The sequence below is a fragment of the Micromonospora sp. Mcm103 genome (genome assembly GCF_024519755.1).
GTDB lineage: Bacteria > Actinomycetota > Actinomycetes > Mycobacteriales > Micromonosporaceae > Micromonospora > Micromonospora aurantiaca.
The window spans coordinates 215,251-234,928 of record NZ_JALJRJ010000003.1 but is presented as its reverse complement, the minus strand read 5'-3'; the positions used below and the strand labels follow the sequence as shown (position 1 = coordinate 234,928).

Annotated in this window: 18 protein-coding genes; 10 read left to right on the top strand and 8 right to left on the bottom strand. The window is 73.5% G+C overall.

Going from position 1 to position 19,678, the window contains the following annotated elements; all coding sequences use genetic code 11:
• Window position 1: 1 nt before the first annotated feature.
• Window positions 2–961: a deoxyribose-phosphate aldolase gene (deoC, locus tag OC439_RS06005; protein WP_262012581.1), complete on the bottom strand. Its 960-nt coding sequence runs from the start codon at window positions 959–961 to the stop codon at window positions 2–4.
• A gap of 136 nt (window positions 962–1,097) precedes the next feature.
• Here deoC and upp point away from each other — a divergent pair, with 136 nt between their 5' ends.
• On the top strand, window positions 1,098–1,730 hold the full coding sequence (gene upp, locus OC439_RS06000) for a uracil phosphoribosyltransferase (RefSeq protein WP_120571672.1): 633 nt from the start codon (window positions 1,098–1,100) through the stop codon (window positions 1,728–1,730).
• Window positions 1,731–1,828: 98 nt separating this feature from the next.
• Window positions 1,829–2,503 (top strand): GOLPH3/VPS74 family protein, encoded by a 675-nt coding sequence (locus OC439_RS05995; protein ID WP_194798627.1) that lies wholly within the window; start codon window positions 1,829–1,831, stop codon window positions 2,501–2,503.
• An 88-nt stretch (window positions 2,504–2,591) separates the two neighbouring features.
• Here OC439_RS05995 and OC439_RS05990 read toward each other — a convergent pair whose 3' ends face one another.
• Both OC439_RS05990 and OC439_RS05985 read right to left on the bottom strand, forming a co-directional pair.
• Window positions 2,592–4,256: a phospho-sugar mutase gene (locus OC439_RS05990; protein WP_262012580.1), complete on the bottom strand. Its 1,665-nt coding sequence runs from the start codon at window positions 4,254–4,256 to the stop codon at window positions 2,592–2,594.
• Window positions 4,257–4,305: 49 nt separating this feature from the next.
• Complete coding sequence (locus OC439_RS05985; RefSeq protein WP_262012579.1) at window positions 4,306–6,318, bottom strand: serine/threonine-protein kinase; 2,013 nt, start codon at window positions 6,316–6,318, stop codon at window positions 4,306–4,308.
• Window positions 6,319–6,521: 203 nt separating this feature from the next.
• On the opposite strand from OC439_RS05985, the gene OC439_RS05980 reads away from it, so the two are divergent.
• Entirely contained in the window at window positions 6,522–8,105 is a 1,584-nt protein-coding gene (locus tag OC439_RS05980) for a methylmalonyl-CoA mutase (RefSeq protein WP_135243294.1), read from the top strand.
• Window positions 8,106–8,575: 470 nt separating this feature from the next.
• The gene (locus OC439_RS05975) at window positions 8,576–9,835 is read left to right on the top strand and encodes an amidohydrolase (RefSeq protein WP_262012578.1); all 1,260 of its coding nucleotides are present in this window, start codon (window positions 8,576–8,578) and stop codon (window positions 9,833–9,835) included.
• Here OC439_RS05975 and OC439_RS05970 read toward each other — a convergent pair.
• Complete coding sequence (locus tag OC439_RS05970) at window positions 9,792–10,811, bottom strand: DUF4349 domain-containing protein (RefSeq protein WP_262012577.1); 1,020 nt, start codon at window positions 10,809–10,811, stop codon at window positions 9,792–9,794. The genes OC439_RS05975 and OC439_RS05970 overlap by 44 nt on opposite strands.
• 124 nt (window positions 10,812–10,935) lie before the next feature.
• On the opposite strand from OC439_RS05970, the gene OC439_RS05965 reads away from it, so the two are divergent.
• From OC439_RS05965 to OC439_RS05950, 4 genes are read left to right on the top strand one after another with little or no spacing between them, the layout of a single operon-like run.
• Window positions 10,936–11,565, top strand: coding sequence for an MBL fold metallo-hydrolase (locus OC439_RS05965; protein ID WP_262012576.1), 630 nt, complete (start codon window positions 10,936–10,938; stop codon window positions 11,563–11,565).
• Between the two features lie 2 nt (window positions 11,566–11,567).
• The gene (locus OC439_RS05960) at window positions 11,568–12,494 is read left to right on the top strand and encodes a hypothetical protein (protein ID WP_262012575.1); all 927 of its coding nucleotides are present in this window, start codon (window positions 11,568–11,570) and stop codon (window positions 12,492–12,494) included.
• Between the two features lie 43 nt (window positions 12,495–12,537).
• Entirely contained in the window at window positions 12,538–13,278 is a 741-nt protein-coding gene (locus tag OC439_RS05955; RefSeq protein WP_262012574.1) for an SCO6745 family protein, read from the top strand.
• 42 nt (window positions 13,279–13,320) lie between these two features.
• A complete protein-coding gene (locus OC439_RS05950; protein ID WP_262012573.1) occupies window positions 13,321–14,283 on the top strand; it encodes a GNAT family N-acetyltransferase in 963 nt (320 codons plus the stop codon).
• Between the two features lie 75 nt (window positions 14,284–14,358).
• Here OC439_RS05950 and OC439_RS05945 read toward each other — a convergent pair whose 3' ends face one another.
• A complete protein-coding gene (locus OC439_RS05945; RefSeq protein WP_262012572.1) occupies window positions 14,359–14,814 on the bottom strand; it encodes a gamma-glutamylcyclotransferase in 456 nt (151 codons plus the stop codon).
• 106 nt (window positions 14,815–14,920) lie between these two features.
• Here OC439_RS05945 and OC439_RS05940 point away from each other — a divergent pair, with 106 nt between their 5' ends.
• On the top strand, window positions 14,921–16,324 hold the full coding sequence (locus OC439_RS05940; RefSeq protein WP_262012571.1) for an NAD(P)H-quinone dehydrogenase: 1,404 nt from the start codon (window positions 14,921–14,923) through the stop codon (window positions 16,322–16,324).
• A 19-nt stretch (window positions 16,325–16,343) separates the two neighbouring features.
• Here OC439_RS05940 and OC439_RS05935 read toward each other — a convergent pair whose 3' ends face one another.
• From OC439_RS05935 to OC439_RS05925, 3 genes are all read right to left on the bottom strand, one after another.
• Window positions 16,344–16,997 (bottom strand): DUF998 domain-containing protein, encoded by a 654-nt coding sequence (locus tag OC439_RS05935; RefSeq protein WP_262012570.1) that lies wholly within the window; start codon window positions 16,995–16,997, stop codon window positions 16,344–16,346.
• 96 nt (window positions 16,998–17,093) lie between these two features.
• On the bottom strand, window positions 17,094–17,318 hold the full coding sequence (locus OC439_RS05930) for a hypothetical protein (RefSeq protein ID WP_262012569.1): 225 nt from the start codon (window positions 17,316–17,318) through the stop codon (window positions 17,094–17,096).
• Complete coding sequence (locus tag OC439_RS05925) at window positions 17,315–17,938, bottom strand: DedA family protein (protein ID WP_262012568.1); 624 nt, start codon at window positions 17,936–17,938, stop codon at window positions 17,315–17,317. Before OC439_RS05925 ends, OC439_RS05930 begins: the two co-directional genes overlap by 4 nt.
• 502 nt (window positions 17,939–18,440) lie before the next feature.
• Between OC439_RS05925 and thrS the strand changes: the two genes are divergently transcribed.
• Window positions 18,441–19,655, top strand: a complete 1,215-nt coding sequence (thrS, locus tag OC439_RS05920) for a threonine--tRNA ligase (protein ID WP_262012567.1) — start codon at window positions 18,441–18,443, stop codon at window positions 19,653–19,655.
• Window positions 19,656–19,678 lie beyond the last annotated feature (23 nt).

The window sequence follows — 19,678 nt, the reverse complement described above, 5'->3', positions numbered from 1 at the left end:
TTCAGTCCAGGGTGAAGTAGTCGGGGCCGGCGTAGACGCCGGTCGTCAGCTTGGTGCGCTGCATGAGCAGGTCGTTGAGCAGGCTCGACGCGCCGAACCGGAACCAGTCCGGGCTCAGCCAGTCGGCGCCGACGGTCTCGTTGACCATGACCAGGTACTTGATCGCGTCCTTGGTGGTCTTGATGCCACCGGCCGGCTTGACGCCGACCTGACGCCCGGTGGCGGCGCGGAAGTCGCGGACCGCCTCCAGCATCACCAGCGTCACCGGCAGGGTGGCCGCGACCGGGACCTTGCCGGTGGAGGTCTTGATGAAGTCGCCGCCCGCGAGCATGGCGAGCCAGGACGCCCGCCGCACGTTGTCGTACGTGGCCAGCTCACCGGTCTCCAGGATGACCTTGAGGTGGGCGTCCCCGCAGGCTTCCTTGGTGGCCACGATCTCGTCGTAGACCTCGGCGTACCGCCCGGCCAGGAACGCGCCCCGGTTGATCACCATGTCGATCTCGTCCGCGCCCGCCTCGACCGCCGCGCGCACGTCGGCGAGCTTGATCTCCAGCGGCGCCTGACCGGACGGGAACGCGGTCGCCACGCTGGCCAGGTGCACGCCGCTGCCGCGCAGCACCTCCGCCACGTACGGGACCATCGACGGGTAGACGCAGACGGCGCCGACGTGCGGGCAGCTCGGGTCCGCCGGGTCGGGACGCAGTGCCTTCGCCGCCAGCGCCCGCACCTTGCCCGGGGTGTCCGCCCCTTCCAGGGTGGTCAGGTCGACCATCCGGATCGCCAGGTCGATCGCCTCGGCCTTGGCGGTGGTCTTGATGGAGCGGGTGCCGAGTTGTGCCGCCCGCTGCTCCGCGCCGACCTGGTCCACGCCGGGCAGGCCGTGCAGGAAGGTCCGCAGAGCGGTCTCGGATCGTCCCAGCTCGGTGAGGTCCGACCGGGCCGACGTCGTTGTCGCCGTCATGCCCCGAATAGTACGCACCCGCGAGTCGAGTGATCTTGCTCACGAACGACCGGTCGTGAGCGTCATACGTGAGCGGTGTCGCTGGTCGTACCGCACCCGCCCTGCGCCCGGCCGCCAAACGGTAGGTTGAGCGATCGTGGACGTAACCGTCATTGACCATCCGCTCGCCCAGACGCGGCTGACCGCCATGCGGGACGCCCGGACCGACTCGTCGTCGTTCCGGGCCGCGCTGCGCGAACTCACCACCATGCTGGTGTACGAGGCCGCGCGCTCCTTCCCGGTCGAGAAGTACTCGATCCAGACCCCGGTCACCGCCACCGAGGGCAGCCGGCTGGCGAACCCGCCGCTGCTGGTGCCGGTGCTGCGGGCCGGTCTCGGCATGGCCGACGCCGCGCTCGGCCTGCTGCCCGAGTCGTCGATGGGCTTCGTCGGCCTGGCCCGCGACGAGGAGACGTACGAGCCCCGGGCGTACATGGAGTCGCTGCCGCGCGACCTCGCCGGCCTGCCGGTGCTGGTGCTCGACCCGATGCTCGCCACCGGCGGCTCGCTGGAGCACTGCTGCCGGCTGCTCGCCGACCGCGGCTGCACCGACATCACCGTGCTGTGCGTGCTCGCAGCGCCGGTCGGCATCGAGCGGCTGGAGCGCTCCGGCCTGCCGCTGCGCCTGGTCACCGCCTCGATCGACGAGGGCCTGAACGACTCGAAGTTCATCGTCCCCGGCCTGGGTGACGCCGGCGACCGCCAGTTCGGCGGCATGCCCCGCTTCTGAGACCGGTCCGGTGCGGAGGGACGCCCTCCGCACCGTGGACCGGCCCTACCCGGCGAGTCGATGCGCGGGGGTGCGGGGAGGCGCTAGCGTTCCGGGCCATGACTGGTGTTGCGCTCGCCGAGGAGCTGCTGCTCCTCGCGTATGACGACGAAACCGGCAAGGCCACCATGCCGCGGATCAGCCTGGATCTGGGCATGGCCGCCGCGGTGCTGGTCGAGCTGGCCCTGGCCGGACGGGTCGCGTACGCGGACGGGAACCTGGCGGTGGTCGACCCGGCCCCGACCGGCGAGCCGATCGCGGACGCCGTACTCGCCAAGATCGCCGCGGACACCCCGCACACGCCGTCGTCGTGGGTGCAGCGACTGCGGCACGGGCTGCGCGACCGGATCCTCTCCGACCTCTGCGGCCGGGGCGTGGTCCGCGACGTCGACGAGACCGAGCTGGGCTTCATCCACGTGCACCGCTACCCGGTCGCCGACGCCTCGGTCGAGGCGGACATCCGGCAGCGGCTGGCCGACGCGCTGACCAGCGGGCAGCTCCCGGACGAGCGGACCGCCGCGCTCGCCACGCTGGTCGCGGTGCTGCGGATGGAACCCGCGCTCGGACTGACCGGCTCGGCCGCCGAGGACGCCGGCCGGCGCCTGGAGGAGATCGCCGCCGGCGCCGGGTTCTCCGGCACGGTGAGCCTGGACGACAGCGTGGTACGCCCGTCGATCAGCCTGGTCATCGCCGCGCTGGGCCAGGCCGTCGACGCCGCCCTCGGCAAGCGGTAAGGAAGGGCCCCCTATTAACGCCTCCGGTAAAGGAAGGGCCCCTTGTTAACGCCAGGCGTTAACAAGGGGCCCTTCCTTGCAGCAGGGGTCAGAGGCCCAGGGCGGCGGCGATCTCGTTGCGCAGCTCGGTCACCGCGGCACGCGCGCGCTGCCGGGCCGCGGGCACGTCGCCGCCGGTCACCGGCTCCACCACCTCCAGGTACGCCTTGAGCTTCGGCTCGGTGCCGGACGGCCGGATCACCACCCGGGCCGCGCCGGTGCGCAGGATCACCACGTCCGCGTCCGGGAGCAGGTCGGACGCCTCGGTCACCGGCTGCCCGAGCAGCGCGGTAGGGGTGGCCGCCCGGATCCGGGCCATCGAGTCCGCGATCACCCGCAGGTCCTCCACCCGGACCGAGAGCTGCTCGGTGTGGTGCACGCCGAACTCGGCTGCGAGCTCGTCCAGCCGGTCGAGGAGCGTACGGCCCTCGGCCTTGAGACCGGCGGCCAGCTCGGCGACGGTCAGCGCGGCGGTGATGCCGTCCTTGTCCCGGACGTGCTCCGGCGCGACGCAGTAGCCGAGCGCCTCCTCGTAGCCGTACACGAGCGGCTCCCGGCCGCCGCCGGCCCGGACGATCCACTTGAACCCGGTGAGCGTCTCGTCGTAGGGCAGGCCCCGGGCCGCCGCCATGGCCCGCAGCAGCGCCGACGACACGATGGTGGTGGCGTACAGGCCGGTCACGCCGCGCCGCATCAGGTGGTCGGCGAGCAGTGCGCCCACCTCGTCGCCGCGCAGCATCCGCCAGGACCCGGCGTCGCGTACGGCCACCGCGCAGCGGTCCGCGTCCGGGTCGTTGGCGATGGCGAGGTCGGCGCCGGTGCGGTCGGCGAGCGCGACCAGCAGGTCCACCGCGCCCGGCTCCTCCGGGTTGGGGAAGCTGACGGTCGGGAACGCCGGGTCCGGCTCGGCCTGCTCGGGCACCACGCCCGGCACGCCGAATCCGGCGCGTGCGAACGCGGCGGTCAGCACCGCGCCGCCCACCCCGTGCAGCGGCGTGTACGCCACCTTCAGGTCGCGCGGTCCGGCCGGGTCCACCACGGCGGCGGCCCGATCGACGTACGCGGCCACCAGGTCGTCGCCGAGCACCTGACCGGCCGGGCCGAGCGGCACCGCCGCGAGCGGGCCGACGGCGCGGATGGCCGCCTCGATCCCGGCGTCGGCGGGCGGCACGATCTGCGCGCCGGCGCCCAGGTCACCGCCGAGCTGCGCGCCCAGGTAGACCTTGTAGCCGTTGTCCTGCGGCGGGTTGTGGCTGGCGGTGACCATCACGCCGGCGACCGCGCCGAGCTGCCGGACCGCGAACGCCAGCACGGGCGTGGGCAGCGGCCGGGGCAGCAGCAGCGCCGGGCGGCCCGCGCCGGTGGCCACCTGCGCGGTGCGCTCGGCGAAGGCCAGCGAGCCGTGCCGGGCGTCGTACCCGATCACCAGCGGGCCCTCGCCGCCCTGGGCGGCGAGCCAGCCGACGAGCCCGGCGGCGGCCTGGGTGACCACGGCGAGGTTCATGCCGTTGGGCCCGGCCCGCAGCGGGCCGCGCAGCCCGGCGGTGCCGAAGGTCAGCGGACCGGCGAACCGGTCGGCCAGGTCGGCCGCCGTGCCGGGCAGCCCGTCGAGGACCGCGCGCAGCTCGTCGCGGTCGGCCGGGTCCGGGTCGTCGCCGAGCCAGCGCTCGGCGCGTACGCGAAGGTCGTCAAGGTCAGTGGTTTCCGCCGCCATTGCCTCATGAAAGCACGGCGGCGGATCACCACCGACCGTCGGCCTCGACTCAGTTCGCCGCCGTGAGCTGGAACGAGCCGACCATCGCGTCGAAGATCGGCTTGCTCTCGGCGAAGGTGGCGTCGCTGGAGGAGAGGTAGAACGAGTAGACCTTGCCGCCCTGGACCACGCCCCGCCACACGCCGTGCCGCTTCTCGTCGCCCTCGCCGCAGGTGTACTCGAACTCGGCGGCCGGCTTACCGGCCAGCGTCGTCTCGGTCATCGCGAGCTGTTCGTAGGGTTTGGCGCACGACTTGCTCTTGTCGCGGAGGTTGCGGGAGGCGAACTCGGCCCAGCTGACCGACGTGCCGCCCCAGTTCTCGGCCAGCACCCGCACCTTGCGGCTCTGGTCCTGCGGGTCGACGTAGTCGACGAAGACGCCACCGGTCTTGCGGTCCCAGCCCTTCGGCACCTGGACGGTGATGTCCTTGACGGTCTGCTCCTGCATCTCCACCGGCGAGGCGGCGGCCGAGTTCGACGGCAGCGCGCCCACGATCGGCGGGGGAGCGTCGTCGCCGCCGCTGGTCAACGCGATCACGCTCACCAGCAGCACCACGGCGAGGCCACCGGCGGCGGCGAGCTGGACCTTGCGCGGCCACGCCTTCACCCGGCCGAGCAGGCCCTTGGCCGCGCCCAGCGGGCCGCCATCACCGGCGGCGGCCGGTGCGGTGGCCGGGGTGGTCCACGCCTGGCCGGTGCCGGGCACCGACCACTGGTTGCCGCCGCCGTACACCGGCTGGGTGGCGTCGACGGTGCGGCCGTAAGCGGCGGGTACCGCCTGGGTCGCGTCCGCACCGGCGCCCGCCCCGAGCCGGACCGTGGCGTCCGGCGAGATGCGCTGGGTGGCCTCCGGCGTGCCCGGCCCGGACATCGCGCCGGTCGGGGTGTGCAGCGGACCGGCCAGCGCGTCGGCGCTGGTCTCGTCGAGCGCGGCGGCACCCGCTGCGGCCTTCTCGGCCTGGGGCCGCTCGCCGCGGCGCAGGGCGGCGAGGCGGTCGGTGAGCGACTCGTCCGGGCCGATCATCGCCCGGCCGCCGATCTGCCCGCTCGGCTTCGGCTCCGCGGCGATCGCCGGCGGCGTGGTCGGGCGCGGCACCGGCACCACCGCGTACGGGTCGGTGACCGAGTTGACGGCGGTCGCGGTGCTGGTCAGCGGCCCGGCGAGCAGCTCGCGCAGGTTGGCGCGGGCGCGGTGCACGTCCATCCGGCGGGCCGGGTCCTTCTCCAGCAGCCCCATCAGCACGCCGGTGAGCGGGCCGCTGCGCTGCGGCGTGGCCGGCGGGTCCTCGACCACTGCGTGCATGGTCTCGATCGGGTCGCCCTTGTCGAACGGGGGCCGGCCCTCGACCGCGGTGTAGAGCGTCACGCCGAGTGAGAACAGGTCGCTCGGTGGCCCGAACTCCTGGCCCATGGCCCGCTCGGGCGAGATGAAGTGCGGCGAGCCGAGCACCATGCCGGGCGTGGTGAGCTGCACGTCGGTGGGCATCCGGGCGACGCCGAAGTCGGTGAGAACGCAGCGGCCGTCGGTGCAGATCAGTACGTTCGCCGGCTTCACGTCGCGGTGCAGCACGCCGATCGCGTGCGCGACCTCCAGCGCGCCGAGCAGCGCGATCCCGATCTTGGCGACGGCGCGTGGCGGGACCGGCCCGTCCTCGATCACCATGTCGGCGAGGCTGCGGGCGTCCAGCAGCTCCATCACGATCCACGGACGGCCGCCCTCGGTGACCACGTCGTAGACCTGCACCACGGCCGGGTGCTGGATCGCGGCGGCGGCTCGGGCCTCCCGCAGCGTCCGTTCGTAGAGCGCGTCGCGATCGCTCGGGGCGAGCCCCGGCGGGAGGACGACCTCCTTGACCGCCACATCACGGCGCAGCAACGTGTCTGTGGCCCGCCAGACCGTGCCCATGCCTCCGTTGCCCACCGGGGAGCGCAGCGAGTAGCGACCACCGATGGTGGTGCCGGGCGCCGCGCGTCCAGTGGGGGGACTGGCCGGTCCGCCGCTCCACGTCGGAATCTGAGTCACAGAAAAGCCACCAGGGGATATCGAGGGGGCTGGGACACAACCCCTCTATCTTGCTGGTTCCGACGCCCGATGCGAAACCCGACGCGGCGGGCGTTTACCTACTCGACGGTATGTGGTCGGTCGCTCACCTCCGGTGGGTCGTGGCCGCGAGGTGTGCGGTATCCCTCACCCACCAGGCGGTCTGCGCGTCCTACCATCCGGTAATGAGCGATGCGCGGTCAAGCGAGTCGGGTTTCCCGATCCAGGGCGTCTACACGGCGGCAGACCTTCCGGCGGACCTGGACGCCCGGCTGGGCGAGCCGGGCGAGTTCCCGTACACCCGCGGGGTCTACCCGACGATGTACACGTCCCGGCCCTGGACCATGCGACAGTACGCCGGGTTCGGCACGGCGACCGAGAGCAACGCGCGCTACCACCAGCTACTGCGCGCCGGCACCATGGGCCTGTCGGTCGCGTTCGACCTGCCCACCCAGATGGGGTACGACTCGGACGACCCGATCGCGCACGGCGAGGTCGGCAAGGTCGGCGTCGCCATCGACTCCATCGAGGACATGCGCACGCTGTTCGGCGGCATCCCGCTGGACAAGGTCTCCACCTCGATGACCATCAACGCGCCCGGCTCGGTGCTGCTGCTGCTCTACCAGCTCGTGGCCGAGGAGAACGGCGTGCCGGGGGCGGCGCTCAACGGCACCATCCAGAACGACATCCTCAAGGAGTACATCGCCCGGGGGACGTACATCTTCCCGCCGAAGCCCTCGCTGCGGCTGGTCGCCGACACCTTCGCCTACTGCCGGGCCGAGGTGCCGAAGTGGAACACCATCTCCATCTCCGGCTACCACATGGCCGAGGCCGGCGCGTCGCCCGCGCAGGAGGTCGCGTTCACGCTCGCCAACGGCGTGGAGTACGTCCGCGCGGCGCTCGCCGCCGGGCTGGCCGTCGACGACTTCGCGCCCCGCCTGTCGTTCTTCTTCGTGGCCCGCACCACGCTGCTGGAGGAGGTCGCGAAGTTCCGCGCCGCCCGGCGGATCTGGGCCCGCCTGATGCGCGACGAGTTCGGCGCGAAGAACCCGAAGTCGATGATGCTGCGGTTCCACACCCAGACCGCCGGCGTGCAGCTCACCGCCCAGCAGCCGGAGGTGAACCTGGTCCGGGTGGCGGTGCAGGGCCTCGGCGCGGTGCTCGGCGGCACCCAGTCGCTGCACACCAACAGCTTCGACGAGGCCATCGCGCTGCCCACCGAGAAGGCGGCCCGGCTGGCGCTGCGGACCCAGCAGGTGCTGGCGTACGAGACGGACCTGACCGCGACCGTCGACCCGTTCGCCGGGTCGTACGTGGTGGAGGCGATGACCGCCGAGGTGGAGGCGGCCGCCACCGAGCTGATGGACCGGGTCTTCGACCACGGTTCGGCGGTGGACGCGATCGAGGCCGGGTTCCAGAAGCGGGAGATCGAGCAGTCCGCGTACCGGATCGCCCAGGAGATCGACTCGGGCGAGCGGGTGGTGGTCGGGCTCAACCGGTTCCGGATCGACGAGGAGGAGCCGTACGAGCCGCTGCGCGTCGACCCGTCGATCGAGGCGGCACAGGGGGAGCGGCTGGCCCGGCTGCGCGCCGAGCGGGACTCCGGCGCGGTGGAGCGGGCCCTGGCCGAACTGCGTGCCGCCGCCGAGGGGGACGCCAACGTGCTCTACCCGATGAAGGAGGCGCTGCGCGCCCGCGCCACAGTCGGCGAGGTCTGCGGGACGCTGCGCGAGGTGTGGGGGATCTACCGGCCCAGCGACCGGTTCTGAGTCGTCCGTCGGCGGCCCCGCCGCGCACCCTGAGTGCGCGGCGGGGCCGCTTTCGCGTGTGCGATTCGGCGATTCGGGTAACCGGATCGGGTGAACGGGACGGACAGCCTGTGCGGTCGGCGGTCGGGCGCTCGTGTCACCGTCGGGAGTCTTCCGGCAGCCGACGGTTGTCGTGCAATTGTCGGAGCGGCAGTTAATTGCCACGACTAATGCGACAATTCGGAACGACGGGTCGTTATTTGTGACCGATGAAACGGTTACGCGTTGTAGGAGGTGGGAGGCGGATGACGGCGTTCGACCGCGATCTACCTGCTGTCCCGCAGATATTCGAGCCCTCCCACCAGGGCATTCGTGACGCTGCGCGGTCCGACCGCTACGCGAAAGATGTTGCGCAGCGTCACCGTCGGAGGTCTAGGCTGTCTGCTGTCCGACCCGAAGATCCATCCACTTCTAGTGATCGAGAATTCGACGTGACGAGTGCGTTGACGCTGCCTTCCGGCGGCCCGCTGGCGTCGTCCCGGCCCGAGACGCCGACCGGTTACCAGCCCCTGCCCTTCGAGCTCGACCATCTGCTCGCTCTGCGCGTACCGGGCCTCATCGAGACGCGCCGTCACATCCACTCCCACCCGGAGCTGTCCGGCGAGGAGTTCGAGACGGCCGCGCTGGTGCACCGGGAGCTGTCCCTCGCCGGGCTGAAGCCGCGTCTGCTGCCGAAGGGCAACGGCGTCATCTGCGACATCGACGGCCGCCCCGACGGCCCGGTGATCGCGCTCCGCGCCGACATCGACGCGCTGCCGCTGAGCGACCCGAAGGACGTGCCGTACCGCTCGACGGTGGAGGGCGTCTGCCACGCCTGCGGCCACGACGTGCACACGTCGGTGATGCTCGGCGTCGGCATGCTGCTGGCCCAGCTCGCCGACACCGGCCGGCTCGACGGCCGGGTCCGGCTGATCTTCCAGCCGGCCGAGGAGATCCTGCCCTGCGGCTCGCTGGAGGTCATCGAGGCCGGCGGCCTGGACGACGTGGTGCAGATCTTCGCGCTGCACTGCGACCCGAACCTGCCGGTGGGCAAGGTCGGCCTGCGGGTCGGCCCGATCACCGCCGCCGCCGACAACGTCACCGTCCGGCTGACCGGGCCGGGCGGGCACACCGCCCGCCCGCACCTGACCGTCGACCTGGTGGACGCGCTCGGCCGCCTGGTCACCGAGGTGCCGACGCTGATCAGCCGCCGGGTGCCGGCCAACAGCGGGCTGCTGCTGGTGTTCGGCCACGCCTCGGCCGGCACCCGTTACAACGTCATCCCGTCCGAGGCGTGCGCGGCCGGCACGCTGCGGGTGATGGACCGCGACACCTGGGACCAGGCGCCCAAGATCGTGGCTCAGGTGGTGCGCGACGTGCTCGCCCCCACCGGCGCCACCGTCGACCTGGAATACCTGCGCGGCCGGCCCCCGGTGACGAACGACGCCCGAGCCATCGGTGTGCTCACCGCGGCCACCGCCGCCGCGCTCGGCCCCGACGGCATCGCCGAGACGCCGCAGAGCATGGGCGGCGAGGACTTCTCCTGGTACCTGGAGCACGTGCCGGGAGCGCTCGCCCGCCTCGGCGTCGGCCGTAGCGGGCCCAACGTGGACCTGCACCGGGCCTCGTTCGACGTGGACGAGCGCGCCATCGAGGTCGGCGTACGCCTCATGGTCCAGACCGCGCTGCGGGCACTGGCGGCGGCGCGCTGACCGGACCGTCGGCCGGCCCGGCCGGGCCCGGCGGCATCGGGCCCAGGCCGGGCGGCGGCATCACGCCCGGGCCGGGCGGCGGCGTCCGCCGGGACCGCACCCGGCGCCGCCACAGGAGCAGCAACCACAGCGGTACGCCGATCACTACCGCGAACGGCAGCACCGCGCCGAGCACTGTGAGCAGGACCCGGGCCGAGGCCAGGAACGCCGTCCAGCCGCCCCCCAGCCCGGCCAGGAAGCCCAGGTCGGCCTCCTCCTCGGCGGTGCTGGCGTCCTGACCGAGGAACGTCACCGTGATGGTGGACAGCGAGGTCAGGTCCGCGAGCCGGCGCTTGCGGGCCTCCAGCGCGGCCAGGTCCGCCTGCCGGGTGCCCACCTCGTTCTCCAGCCGGACCAGCTCGTCCACCGACGTGGCCCGGGCCAGCAGCTTGCGGGAACTCTCCACCCGCGCCCGCTGGGTGGCGATCCGGGCGTCCAGGTCGACCACCTGCTCGGTGACGTCCTCGGTGCGGATCTCCCGGCGCTCCTGCCGGCCGAGACCGGCGAGCCGGTCGATCACCGCGGCGAACCGGTCCGCCGGCACGCGCAGCGTCAGCGCCGCCCGCGCCTCGGCGGCCCGGCTCGACCGCCGGTCCGCGCCGACGAATCCGCCGGCCGCCGTCACCGCTGTGGTCGCCTCCCGCGCGGCGGCCTCCACATCGTCCACCCGGACCTGCATGGTCCCGGTGTAGATGATGGACCGCTGGTCGACCCGCAGGTCCGCGCCACCGGTGCCGCCCGGGACGGCCTGGTCGCGATCCGCGCCACCGCTGTCCGCGCCGCCCTCGGCGGCCTGCTCGCGCCCCGCGCCTCCGTCGGCGGCCGGTGCGGCCGAGTCGCTGCCGGAGTCCCCGCCCGCGCCGCAGGCGCCCACACCCAGTGCCGCTATCAGACCCACAGCCACCAGGGCCACGCCCCGGAGTCGTCGTCCGCCCATTCCCCGTACTCCGATCGTCGGCGGCCCCGACTGCCGGGACCGATACCTCGGACGTGACGCGTGGTCGCGCCGGTTCCGGCAGACTGCGCTGAGGACATCACGATTCGATAATCGAGGAGTCACGATGCAGGTGACCAAATTCGCCCACTCCTGTCTCCGACTGGAGCACGACGGTGCGGTGCTCGTCGTCGACCCGGGTGTCTTCAGCGATCCGGCGGCGCTGGACGGGGCGGACGCGGTGCTGATCACCCACGAGCACCCGGACCATGTGGACGTCGCCGCGCTGACCCGGGCGCTGGAGCGGCGGCCGGTGCCGGTGCATGGTCCCGCCTCGCTCGCCGGGGTGCTCGGCGATGCCGCCGAGGCGCTGGTGACGGTCGAGCCCGGACAGTCGCTCAGCGTCGCCGGGACGCCGGTACGGACGTACGGCGGGCAGCACGCGGTCATCCACCCGGACATCCCGGTGATCCAGAACATCGGCTACCTCTTCGCCGATGTGGTGTACCACCCGGGCGACGCGTTGTTCGTGCCCGACGACGTACAGGTGGACACGCTGTTCGCCCCGATCCACGCGCCCTGGTCGAAGTTCTCCGAGGTGGTCGACTTCATCCGCGCGGTCGCGCCGCGGCGGGCGTACGCGCTGCACGACGGGCTGCTGAACGACAACGGCTTCGGTGTGCTGGACCGGCAGTACACGGCGATGTCCAACACCGACTACCGCCGTCTGGAGCCGGGCACCCGGATCGACGCCTGACCATGGCCGAGGTGCCCGAGGAGGTGATCCGGCGGCTCTACGCCACGCCGCCGGACCGGTTCGTCGCGGCCCGGGACGAGGCCGTCGCGCAGGCGCGGCAGTCCGGTGACCCGCGTACCGCCCGGGAGATCGGCAAGCTGCGCCGGCCCACAGTGGCGGCCTGGCTGGTCAACCTGCTGGCGATCCGCCGGCCCGAGCTGGTCGCCGACCTCACCCAGCTGGCCGAATCGCTGCGCGCCGCGCAACGCGACCTGCGCGGCGGCACGCTGCGGGAACTCTCCGCGCAGCGGCGCGCCGTCGTGGGCGCGCTGGTGGCGGAGGTACGCCGGCTCGCCGCCGCCGAACCCGCCGCGCCCCCGGCCGGGAAGCTGCCGCTGGGCGAGGTGGAGGCGACACTCAACGCCGCGCTGTCGGACACCGAGGTGGCCGAACAGGTACGCGCCGGACGCCTGCTGCGGGCCAGCCACTACGCCGGGTTCGGCGAGGTGCCCCGCCCCCAGCTCCGGCTCGTGACAGGGGGCGAGGAGGCGCCTGTCGTACCGGATCGGGCGGCCGAGCGGGCCGACGCGCGCCGGGCCCGCGACGAGCGGGCGGCGCGGGCCGAACGGGCCGGGCGGCGGCGGACCGCGACCCGGGAGCTGACCCGGGCCCGCGCGGACCTGGACCGGGCCGAGAAGGAGCTGGCCACGGCCGACGCGGCCGAGCGGGACGGCGCCGCGACGCTGGACCGGATCGAGACCGAACTGGCCGAGCTGGAACGTCGCCGGGCCGTGGCCGAGCAGGAACTGAGCCGGGCCCGGCTGGCGCGCCGCGGCGCGGAACGGGCGGTCGCCGCGGCCCGGCGCCGGGCCGGTGAGGTGGAGGCCGTGTTGGAGGCGCTGGACGCCGAAGAGGGGGATGCCGACACCGGTGACCACGCGGCAGACTGAGCGTGATGAATGGCTACGGTGGAGTCACGGCGACGGGCGGCCGATGACTCCGGAACAGCTCGCCGCCGCCTGCAAGCCGCTGGTGCTCGAACTCGGGGAGGCATTCGCGCGCTGCCCGTCCACGCTGCGCCGGGCGCGGCTGCTCGGCATCTCCGGGTGGGCCTTCTACATCACCGGGCGGGCCGGTGCGCTCGGGGACGTCCGCGCCGAGACGGTCGCCGCGGCGCTCGGCTTCATCGCCCCGGAGGCGGTCACCGACGGCTGGGACGCCGCCGCGCGCACCGTCCCGCCGCTGGAGGTGGCCACCGCCAACCTCGCCGAGTGCTGCCGGTGGGGCACCGCCCGGCTGGGCGACGGCGCCGAGTCGTCCCGGCTCGCCGCGCTGCTGGGCCGGGCGGTCGACGCGGCGGACGGCAGCGGCATGCCGCTTTTCGCCGCCTGGCGGGCCATGCCGGTGCCCGACCCGTCGCCGGGTGCGCGGGCGGCTGTCGGGATGCTGCTGCTGCGTGAGCACTTCGCCGGGGCGTACCTGCTGGCGGTGCGCGCGGCCGGGCTGACACCGCTGGAGGCGGTGCTGGCCGGGCCGGAGGGCGAGGCCGGTGCCGCCGCGTGCGGCTGGGTGCCCCCGTACCCGCCGGTCGGGCCGCTGGTGCGGCGCCGGCTGTGGGCCGAGGCGGTGACCGACCGGCTGGCGTCGGCGGCGTTCCGCGTGCTGGACGCCGCCGAGGGCGCTGAGCTGCTGGGTCTGCTCGGCGCCGCGCGGCAGCGCGCCCGCGGCGGATAAATGGGAGGCGATCCGGCCGGTGCGGCTGCCAGGATCTGGCCCGTGACGCTTCCCGCCGGCTGGTCGGCCCGCCGCCCGACCCTCGAAGACGTGCCCGCGATCCTGGCGGTGGTGCACGCCGCCGACACGTTCGCCGTGGGCCACCCGGACTTCGACGACGAGGACGTGCGGTCCGCGCTGACCGCGCCGTTCGTCGACCCGGCTCGGGACTCGTGGCTGGTCACCGACCCGGACGGCACGGCGGTGGCCTGGTCGATCCTGGCCAACCCGAGCGGTGTCGGGCGGGAGTGGGTGGACGTGCTCGTCGACCCCGACCGCGGCGCCGACCTGCGCGCGCCGCTGCTGGCCCGGCTGCTGGAACGCGTCGCCGAACGGGCCGCCGAGCGCGGCCTGCCCGCGCTGACCGCCCGCGCCGGGGTGTACGCGCCGGAGACCCGCTGGGCCGGTGAGCTGGCCGAGGCCGGGTTCACCCGGATCAAGCGCTACATCCGGATGAGCCGCTCGCTCGCCGACCTGCCCGCCGAGCCGGCGCCCCCGCCCGGGGTGACGGTGCGGCCGCTGCGCGCCGACGACGAGGACGACCTGCGGCTGTTCCACCGGATCTACGACACCGCGTTCCGGGACACCCCCGACCACGACCCGCTCGACTTCGCACAGTGGCGGGACCTGCTGCCGTCGTACGGCAAGGTCTGGGACGAGTGGTTCCTGGCCGAGGTCGACGGCGAGCCGGCCGGTGCGCTCCAGTCCTCCGACCAGGCGCTCGACCAGGACCGGGGGTGGGTGCGGACGCTGTCGGTGCTGCCCGCGTACCGGCGCCGCGGGGTGGGCGCGGCGCTGCTGCGCCGGGCCTTCGCGGTCTACGCGGCGAAGGGCCGCACCGGCGCCGGGCTCGGCGTCGACCTGGCCAACCCGACCGCGCCGGTCACGCTCTACCGCTCCGTCGGGCTGGTGGAGGAGCACTGGGCCGACATGTACGAGCGGAGCGTGCCCGCCTCGCGGGTGTGACCCGGCACCCCTCGTACCGGGGTCGCCGAGCGCGGGTACGGCCGCCCGGCGCACACTGTGGGTGTGGGAGACGCGCTACGCCGACGCGGTGCCGGTGGGGCGGGACCGCAGCTCGGTGACGTAGTCGTCCGGCGCGCCCGCCTTCTCCGCGGCGTTCGCGAGCTCCGAGAGGTACCACGCGGTGGGCAGCCCGCCCTCGTACCCGTCGAACACGTAGACCCACGCTGTCACGTCGCCGTCGAGCGTCGAGACGCGGACGGTCAGCTTGCGGTACGTCCCGGAGGTCACGCCCTCGATCTCGTCGAGCTGCGCGGCGTCGTACGGGTGGATGTCGTAGAGCGCCACGAACACCCGGTCACCCGGGGACTCGACAACGGTGCTGACCGAGCCCTCCCAGCCGATGACGTCCTCGCCGGCGAAGGTGAGCCGCCAGCCCTCAAGCCAGCCGGTGCCCACCATCGGCGAATGCGGGCAGTAGGCGCGCATGCGGGCGGGATCCAGGTTCGAGCCGTAAGCAGCGTAGAGACCCACGGCGACGACGATAGCCCGGCTGGCGGGTGGGGGAGAATACGACAGTGCGTGTCGGACGGGACGGGGAGAAGAAAGTCACTGTGAGCACAGACGAGGGGCGACTGCTGTGAGCCAGATCGTGATCATCGGCGGCGGGCCGGCCGGGTACGAGGCGGCTCTGGTCGCCGCGCAGTTGGACGCCGATGTCACAGTGGTCGAGGCGGAGGGCGCCGGCGGCGCCTGCGTGCTCTCCGACTGCGTGCCCTCCAAGACGTTCATCGCCAGCTCCGAGGTGGTCACCGGCTACCGGGACACCGAGGAGTTCGGGGTGCACTCCGACGGCCTGGAGGCGGTCACCGTCGACGCCTCGGCGGTGCACGAGCGGGTCAAGCGGCTCGCGCTGGCCCAGTCCGCCGACATCCACACCAAGCTCGTAAAGGCCGGCGTCGAGTTCGTCGCCGGCACCGCCCGGCTCGGCGAGGACACGCTCGGCCACACCCACCGGGTGATCGTCACCCCGGCCGACGGCGGCGCCGAATACTCGATCGCCGCGTCGACGGTGCTGGTCGCGACCGGCGCGACCCCCCGCCAGTTGCCCACCGCCGTACCGGACGGCGAGCGCATCCTGACCTGGCGCCAGGTGTACGACCTGCCCGACCTGCCCGAGCACCTGATCGTGGTCGGCTCCGGCGTGACCGGCGCCGAGTTCGCCAGCGCGTACCTCGCCATGGGCGTCAAGGTCACGCTCGTGTCCAGCCGGGACCGGGTCATGCCGCACGAGGACGCCGACGCCGCGATGGCGATCGAGCGGGTGTTCCGCAACCGGGGCATGAGCATCCTGAACAACTCCCGCGCCGAGGCGGTCCGCCGCGTCGGCGACGGGGTCGAGGTGGTGCTCTCCGACGGAAGGCAGGTCACCGGCTCGCACGCGCTGATCGCTGTCGGCTCGATCCCGAACACCGCCGACCTGGGCCTGGCCGAGTACGGCGTGGAGCTGGCCCGGGGCGGTTACGTGACGGTGGACCGGGTCTCCCGTACCAACGTGCCGGGCATCTACGCGGCGGGTGACTGCACCGGCGTGCTGCCGCTCGCGAGCGTCGCGGCCATGCAGGGCCGGATCGCCATGTGGCACGCGCTGGGCGAGGCGGTCCGGCCGCTGCGGCTGCGTACCGTCGCCGCGAACGTCTTCACCGACCCGGAGCTGGCCACCGTCGGCGTCTCCCAGGACGAGGTGTATGCCGGCAAGACCCCGGCCCGCCAGGTGATGCTGCCGCTGTCCGGCAACGCCCGGGCGAAGATGGACGACCTGGCCGACGGCTTCGTCAAGCTGTTCTGCCGGCCGGCGAGCGGCCAGGTGATCGGCGGCGTGGTGGTGGCGCCGAAGGCGAGCGAGCTGATCCTGCCGATCACGATGGCGGTGGAGAACAACCTCACCGTCAACGAGCTGGCGCACACCATCACCATCTACCCGAGCCTGTCCGGCTCCATCACCGAGGCCGCCCGCCAGCTCATGCTCCACGAGCTGGAGTAACCCCCTCTTTGCTCGTCGATCATGGAGTTGCGGCCCCCGATCCGACCGGTATGCCCGGTCTGTGCGGGGTCCCAACTGCATGATCGACGACTTTGGTCAGGGTGAGGTGCAGGGCCAGGGTTGTCAGCAGGGCTGTCTCGGTGAGGATGAGCAGGCGCTCGATCAGGCCGAGCAGGGCGCGGTCGCCGGGGTAGGCGGACCAGATCATCGCGCCCGCCAGCACCAGGCTGGCCACTGTCAGCCCGCGTAGCCAGGTGGCGGCTCCGGCGACCGGGTGACGGGCCAGCAGCCAGCCGGCCACCGGCAGGGCCAGGAACGACAGCACCGAGGCGTACCGGTGCACGTACGCGGCGGTGTCCATGGGCGTGCCCGGCTCGTTCGTGGGCACCACGGCGGCGGCCAGCAGCCCGGCCGACCAGGCGGTCAGCAGCGCGAGCGGCACCCGGCCCGCTCCGGCCCGGCGCAGCGACGGCAGCAGCACCAGGCTGGCCGCCGCGAGCACCGCCATCGCGGTGTCGATGACGCCGCCCCGATCGGAGACGGCGAAGTCGCTGACGGTCAGCGACCAGGGATCCAGGTCGTCGCTCACCTCGAGATGACCGACCATCGCGAGCACCGCCGCCAGGACGATCCCGCCGAGGGCCAACAGGCCGCTGCTCCGCGTTCCAGGCATACGGCCAGCCTGTCGCCGTAACCGCCCCAGACGGATCCGGGACCACCACCCACTTCGCTCCCCGGGTCGTCCCCTACCGGACCCCCGAGAACCGCGTCAGGTGAGGTCGGGTCGAGATGGATCGTCCGCCCGGTCTCCCGCCGGTTGCGCGGCGGCGATCGACGCCAGCATCTGTTCTCTGAGCTGCCCGCGCCGGGTCACGCGCTTGGCGTCATTCCATGAGGGATCGATTCGCCGAGCCCTGGCCTTGACGTCGTGCCACGCCGCCGCATCGCTCATGACCTGTTCTTCCTTCACGTCGATCAGGTGCTCGGGGGTCAACTGCCGGCGGAGTCGGCGGTGGCCTCGGCACGGGTCTGCCGGGCGCTGCTGATCCAGGTCATCGCCCACCCGGCCAGCGCGAACCCCGCAGCGGCCACCCCGCCGATCAGCAGCAGCCGCCACGCCGAGTGGGTCAGCGCCGTACCGCCCAGATGGCCGACGAGCGCGCCGTAGCTGGACCACGCGAGCGCCGCCGCCGCCTCGTAGGGCAGGAACAGCCGGTACGGGTAGCGGCTGCGCCCGGCCGAGAAGCAGGCCGCCATGCGGCCACCTGGTACGAAACGGCAGAGCAGGATCACCATCGGCCCCGGTTCGCGCAGCCCACGGGTGACCCGGGTGACCGCCCGGCGTGCCCGTCCCGGTGTCGTGGCGCGCGCCGCGCGCCGGGTCGGCGTACTGCGGCCGATCAGGTAGCAGGCCAGGTCACCGATGAACACACCGGCCGCGCCGACCGCGATGGTGAGCGGCAGGCTGAGCCCGCCGTACACGGTCAGCGCCCCGCTGGTGATCATGACGAGCTGGGTCGGCACCACCGGGACGAAGGCGTCGGCGATCAGCAGGATCAGCAACAGCGCGTACGCCCACATGGGCGACGCGACGTCAGAGATGAGCTCGGCCACGACCGCCACCTCGCCGGAGTTCTCCGTTCGACCGGATCGAGCCTGACGCCGTGTCCGGCGTCACCACCACCGGCCCCGCCGCACGGTGACAGCCGACACCGGCAGGCCGTAGGTGTGAAACGAGGCGGCCCGCCCGCAGGTGACGGGCCACCGGCGCGTACACCACGGGGCGGGGCGGCGCATCGTCGATTCCCGGCGTACCGTTGGTCGGACGCGGCACCGGAGTCGTCGGGTCCCCCGTTCCTGACGACCGGGCCGCCGCGGGTCGCCGGCAGGTCCCGTGCCGGCGACCCGCACCCACACTCCGAAACTCAGGTGCGCCGTCGATGCCCGCGCGCCTACGGTCGGGGCATGCGCAGCGCGGTAGTGACCACGACGCCGGGTGTTCCCGGCGCGCCGCACTGACGTTTCCGTCGACGAGGCCCCGGGGCGATCCGCTCCGGGGCCTCGCGGCGTACCGGGCCTGCTCGCCTCCGGGTCGTACCCGATCAAGGAGAGCGACATGATCGACCACCGCAGGCTCGGCCGGGACCTGGAGCTGTTCGTCTCCGACCCGCTCGCGGGCGCCGGGCTGCCGATCTGGCTGCCGGCCGGCGCCGCCGCCCGGCACGCCGTCGAGGAGTACGTCCGGGAGTTGGAGCGCCGGGCCGGCTACCGGCACGTCTACTCGCCGCCGCTCGGTAAGCGGGAGCTGTTCGAGCTGTCCGGGCATCTGGGCTACTTCGCCGACGACATGTTCCCGCCGATGCGGCTGAGCGCCGACGACGAGTTCGTGCTGCGCCCGGCGCTGTGCCCGCACCACGCGCTGGTGTTCCGCGCCCGCGGCCGCTCCTACCGCGAGCTGCCGCTGCGGATCGCCGAGCTGGGCGGCATGTACCGGGCGGAGCGCTCCGGTGTGCTCGGCGGGCTGTCCCGGGTGCGGGCCATCTCGCTCAACGACGCGCACAACTTCTGCGCCCTGGAGCAGGTCGGTGACGAGGTCCGCGAGATCCTGCGGCTGATCGGCGAGGCGCACGCGGCGCTCGGCGTCCGTCCCGCCGGGTTGCGGCTGTCGCTGCGCGGGCCGGGCCAGCGGTACGTGGGCGACGACGCCGGCTGGGCGCGGGCCGAGGAACTGCTCCGCGCCGCGCTCGACGGGGTGGACGTCGTCGAGGCGCCGGGCGAGGCCGCGTTCTACGGCCCGAAGATCGACATTCAGATCGTGGACGCGGCCGGCCGGGAGTCGACCATCTCCACCGTCCAGCTCGACTTCGACAAGCCGGAGCGGTTCGACCTGTCGTACACCGACTCGGACGGCCGCCGGAAACGGCCGGTGATGGTGCACCGCAGCCTCGTCGGCAGCATGGAGCGGCTGTTCGCGTACCTGATCGAAGTGCATGAGGGCGCGTTCCCGGCCTGGTACGCCCCGGTGCAGTTGCTGCTGCTCCCGGTCGACGCGGCCCAGGCCGAGGCGGCCGTCGGGCTGGCCCGCCGGGCCGAGGCGGCCGGGCTGCGGGTCGAGGTGGACCACGCCGGTTCGCTGGGTGCCCGGATCCGGGACGCGTCCCGCCGCCGCGTCCCGTACACCGGGGTTCTGGGCCCCCGGGAGGCGGCCGACGGTTCGGTCTCGCTGCGCCTGCGCGACGGCCGGGTGCTCGACCCGATGCCCGCCGCCGAGGCGCTGGGCCTGGTCGGCGCGGTGGTCGCGAGCCGGTCGGCGGCGCTGCTCCCGGCCTGACCCCGGCCCGTCCGGGTGCCGGT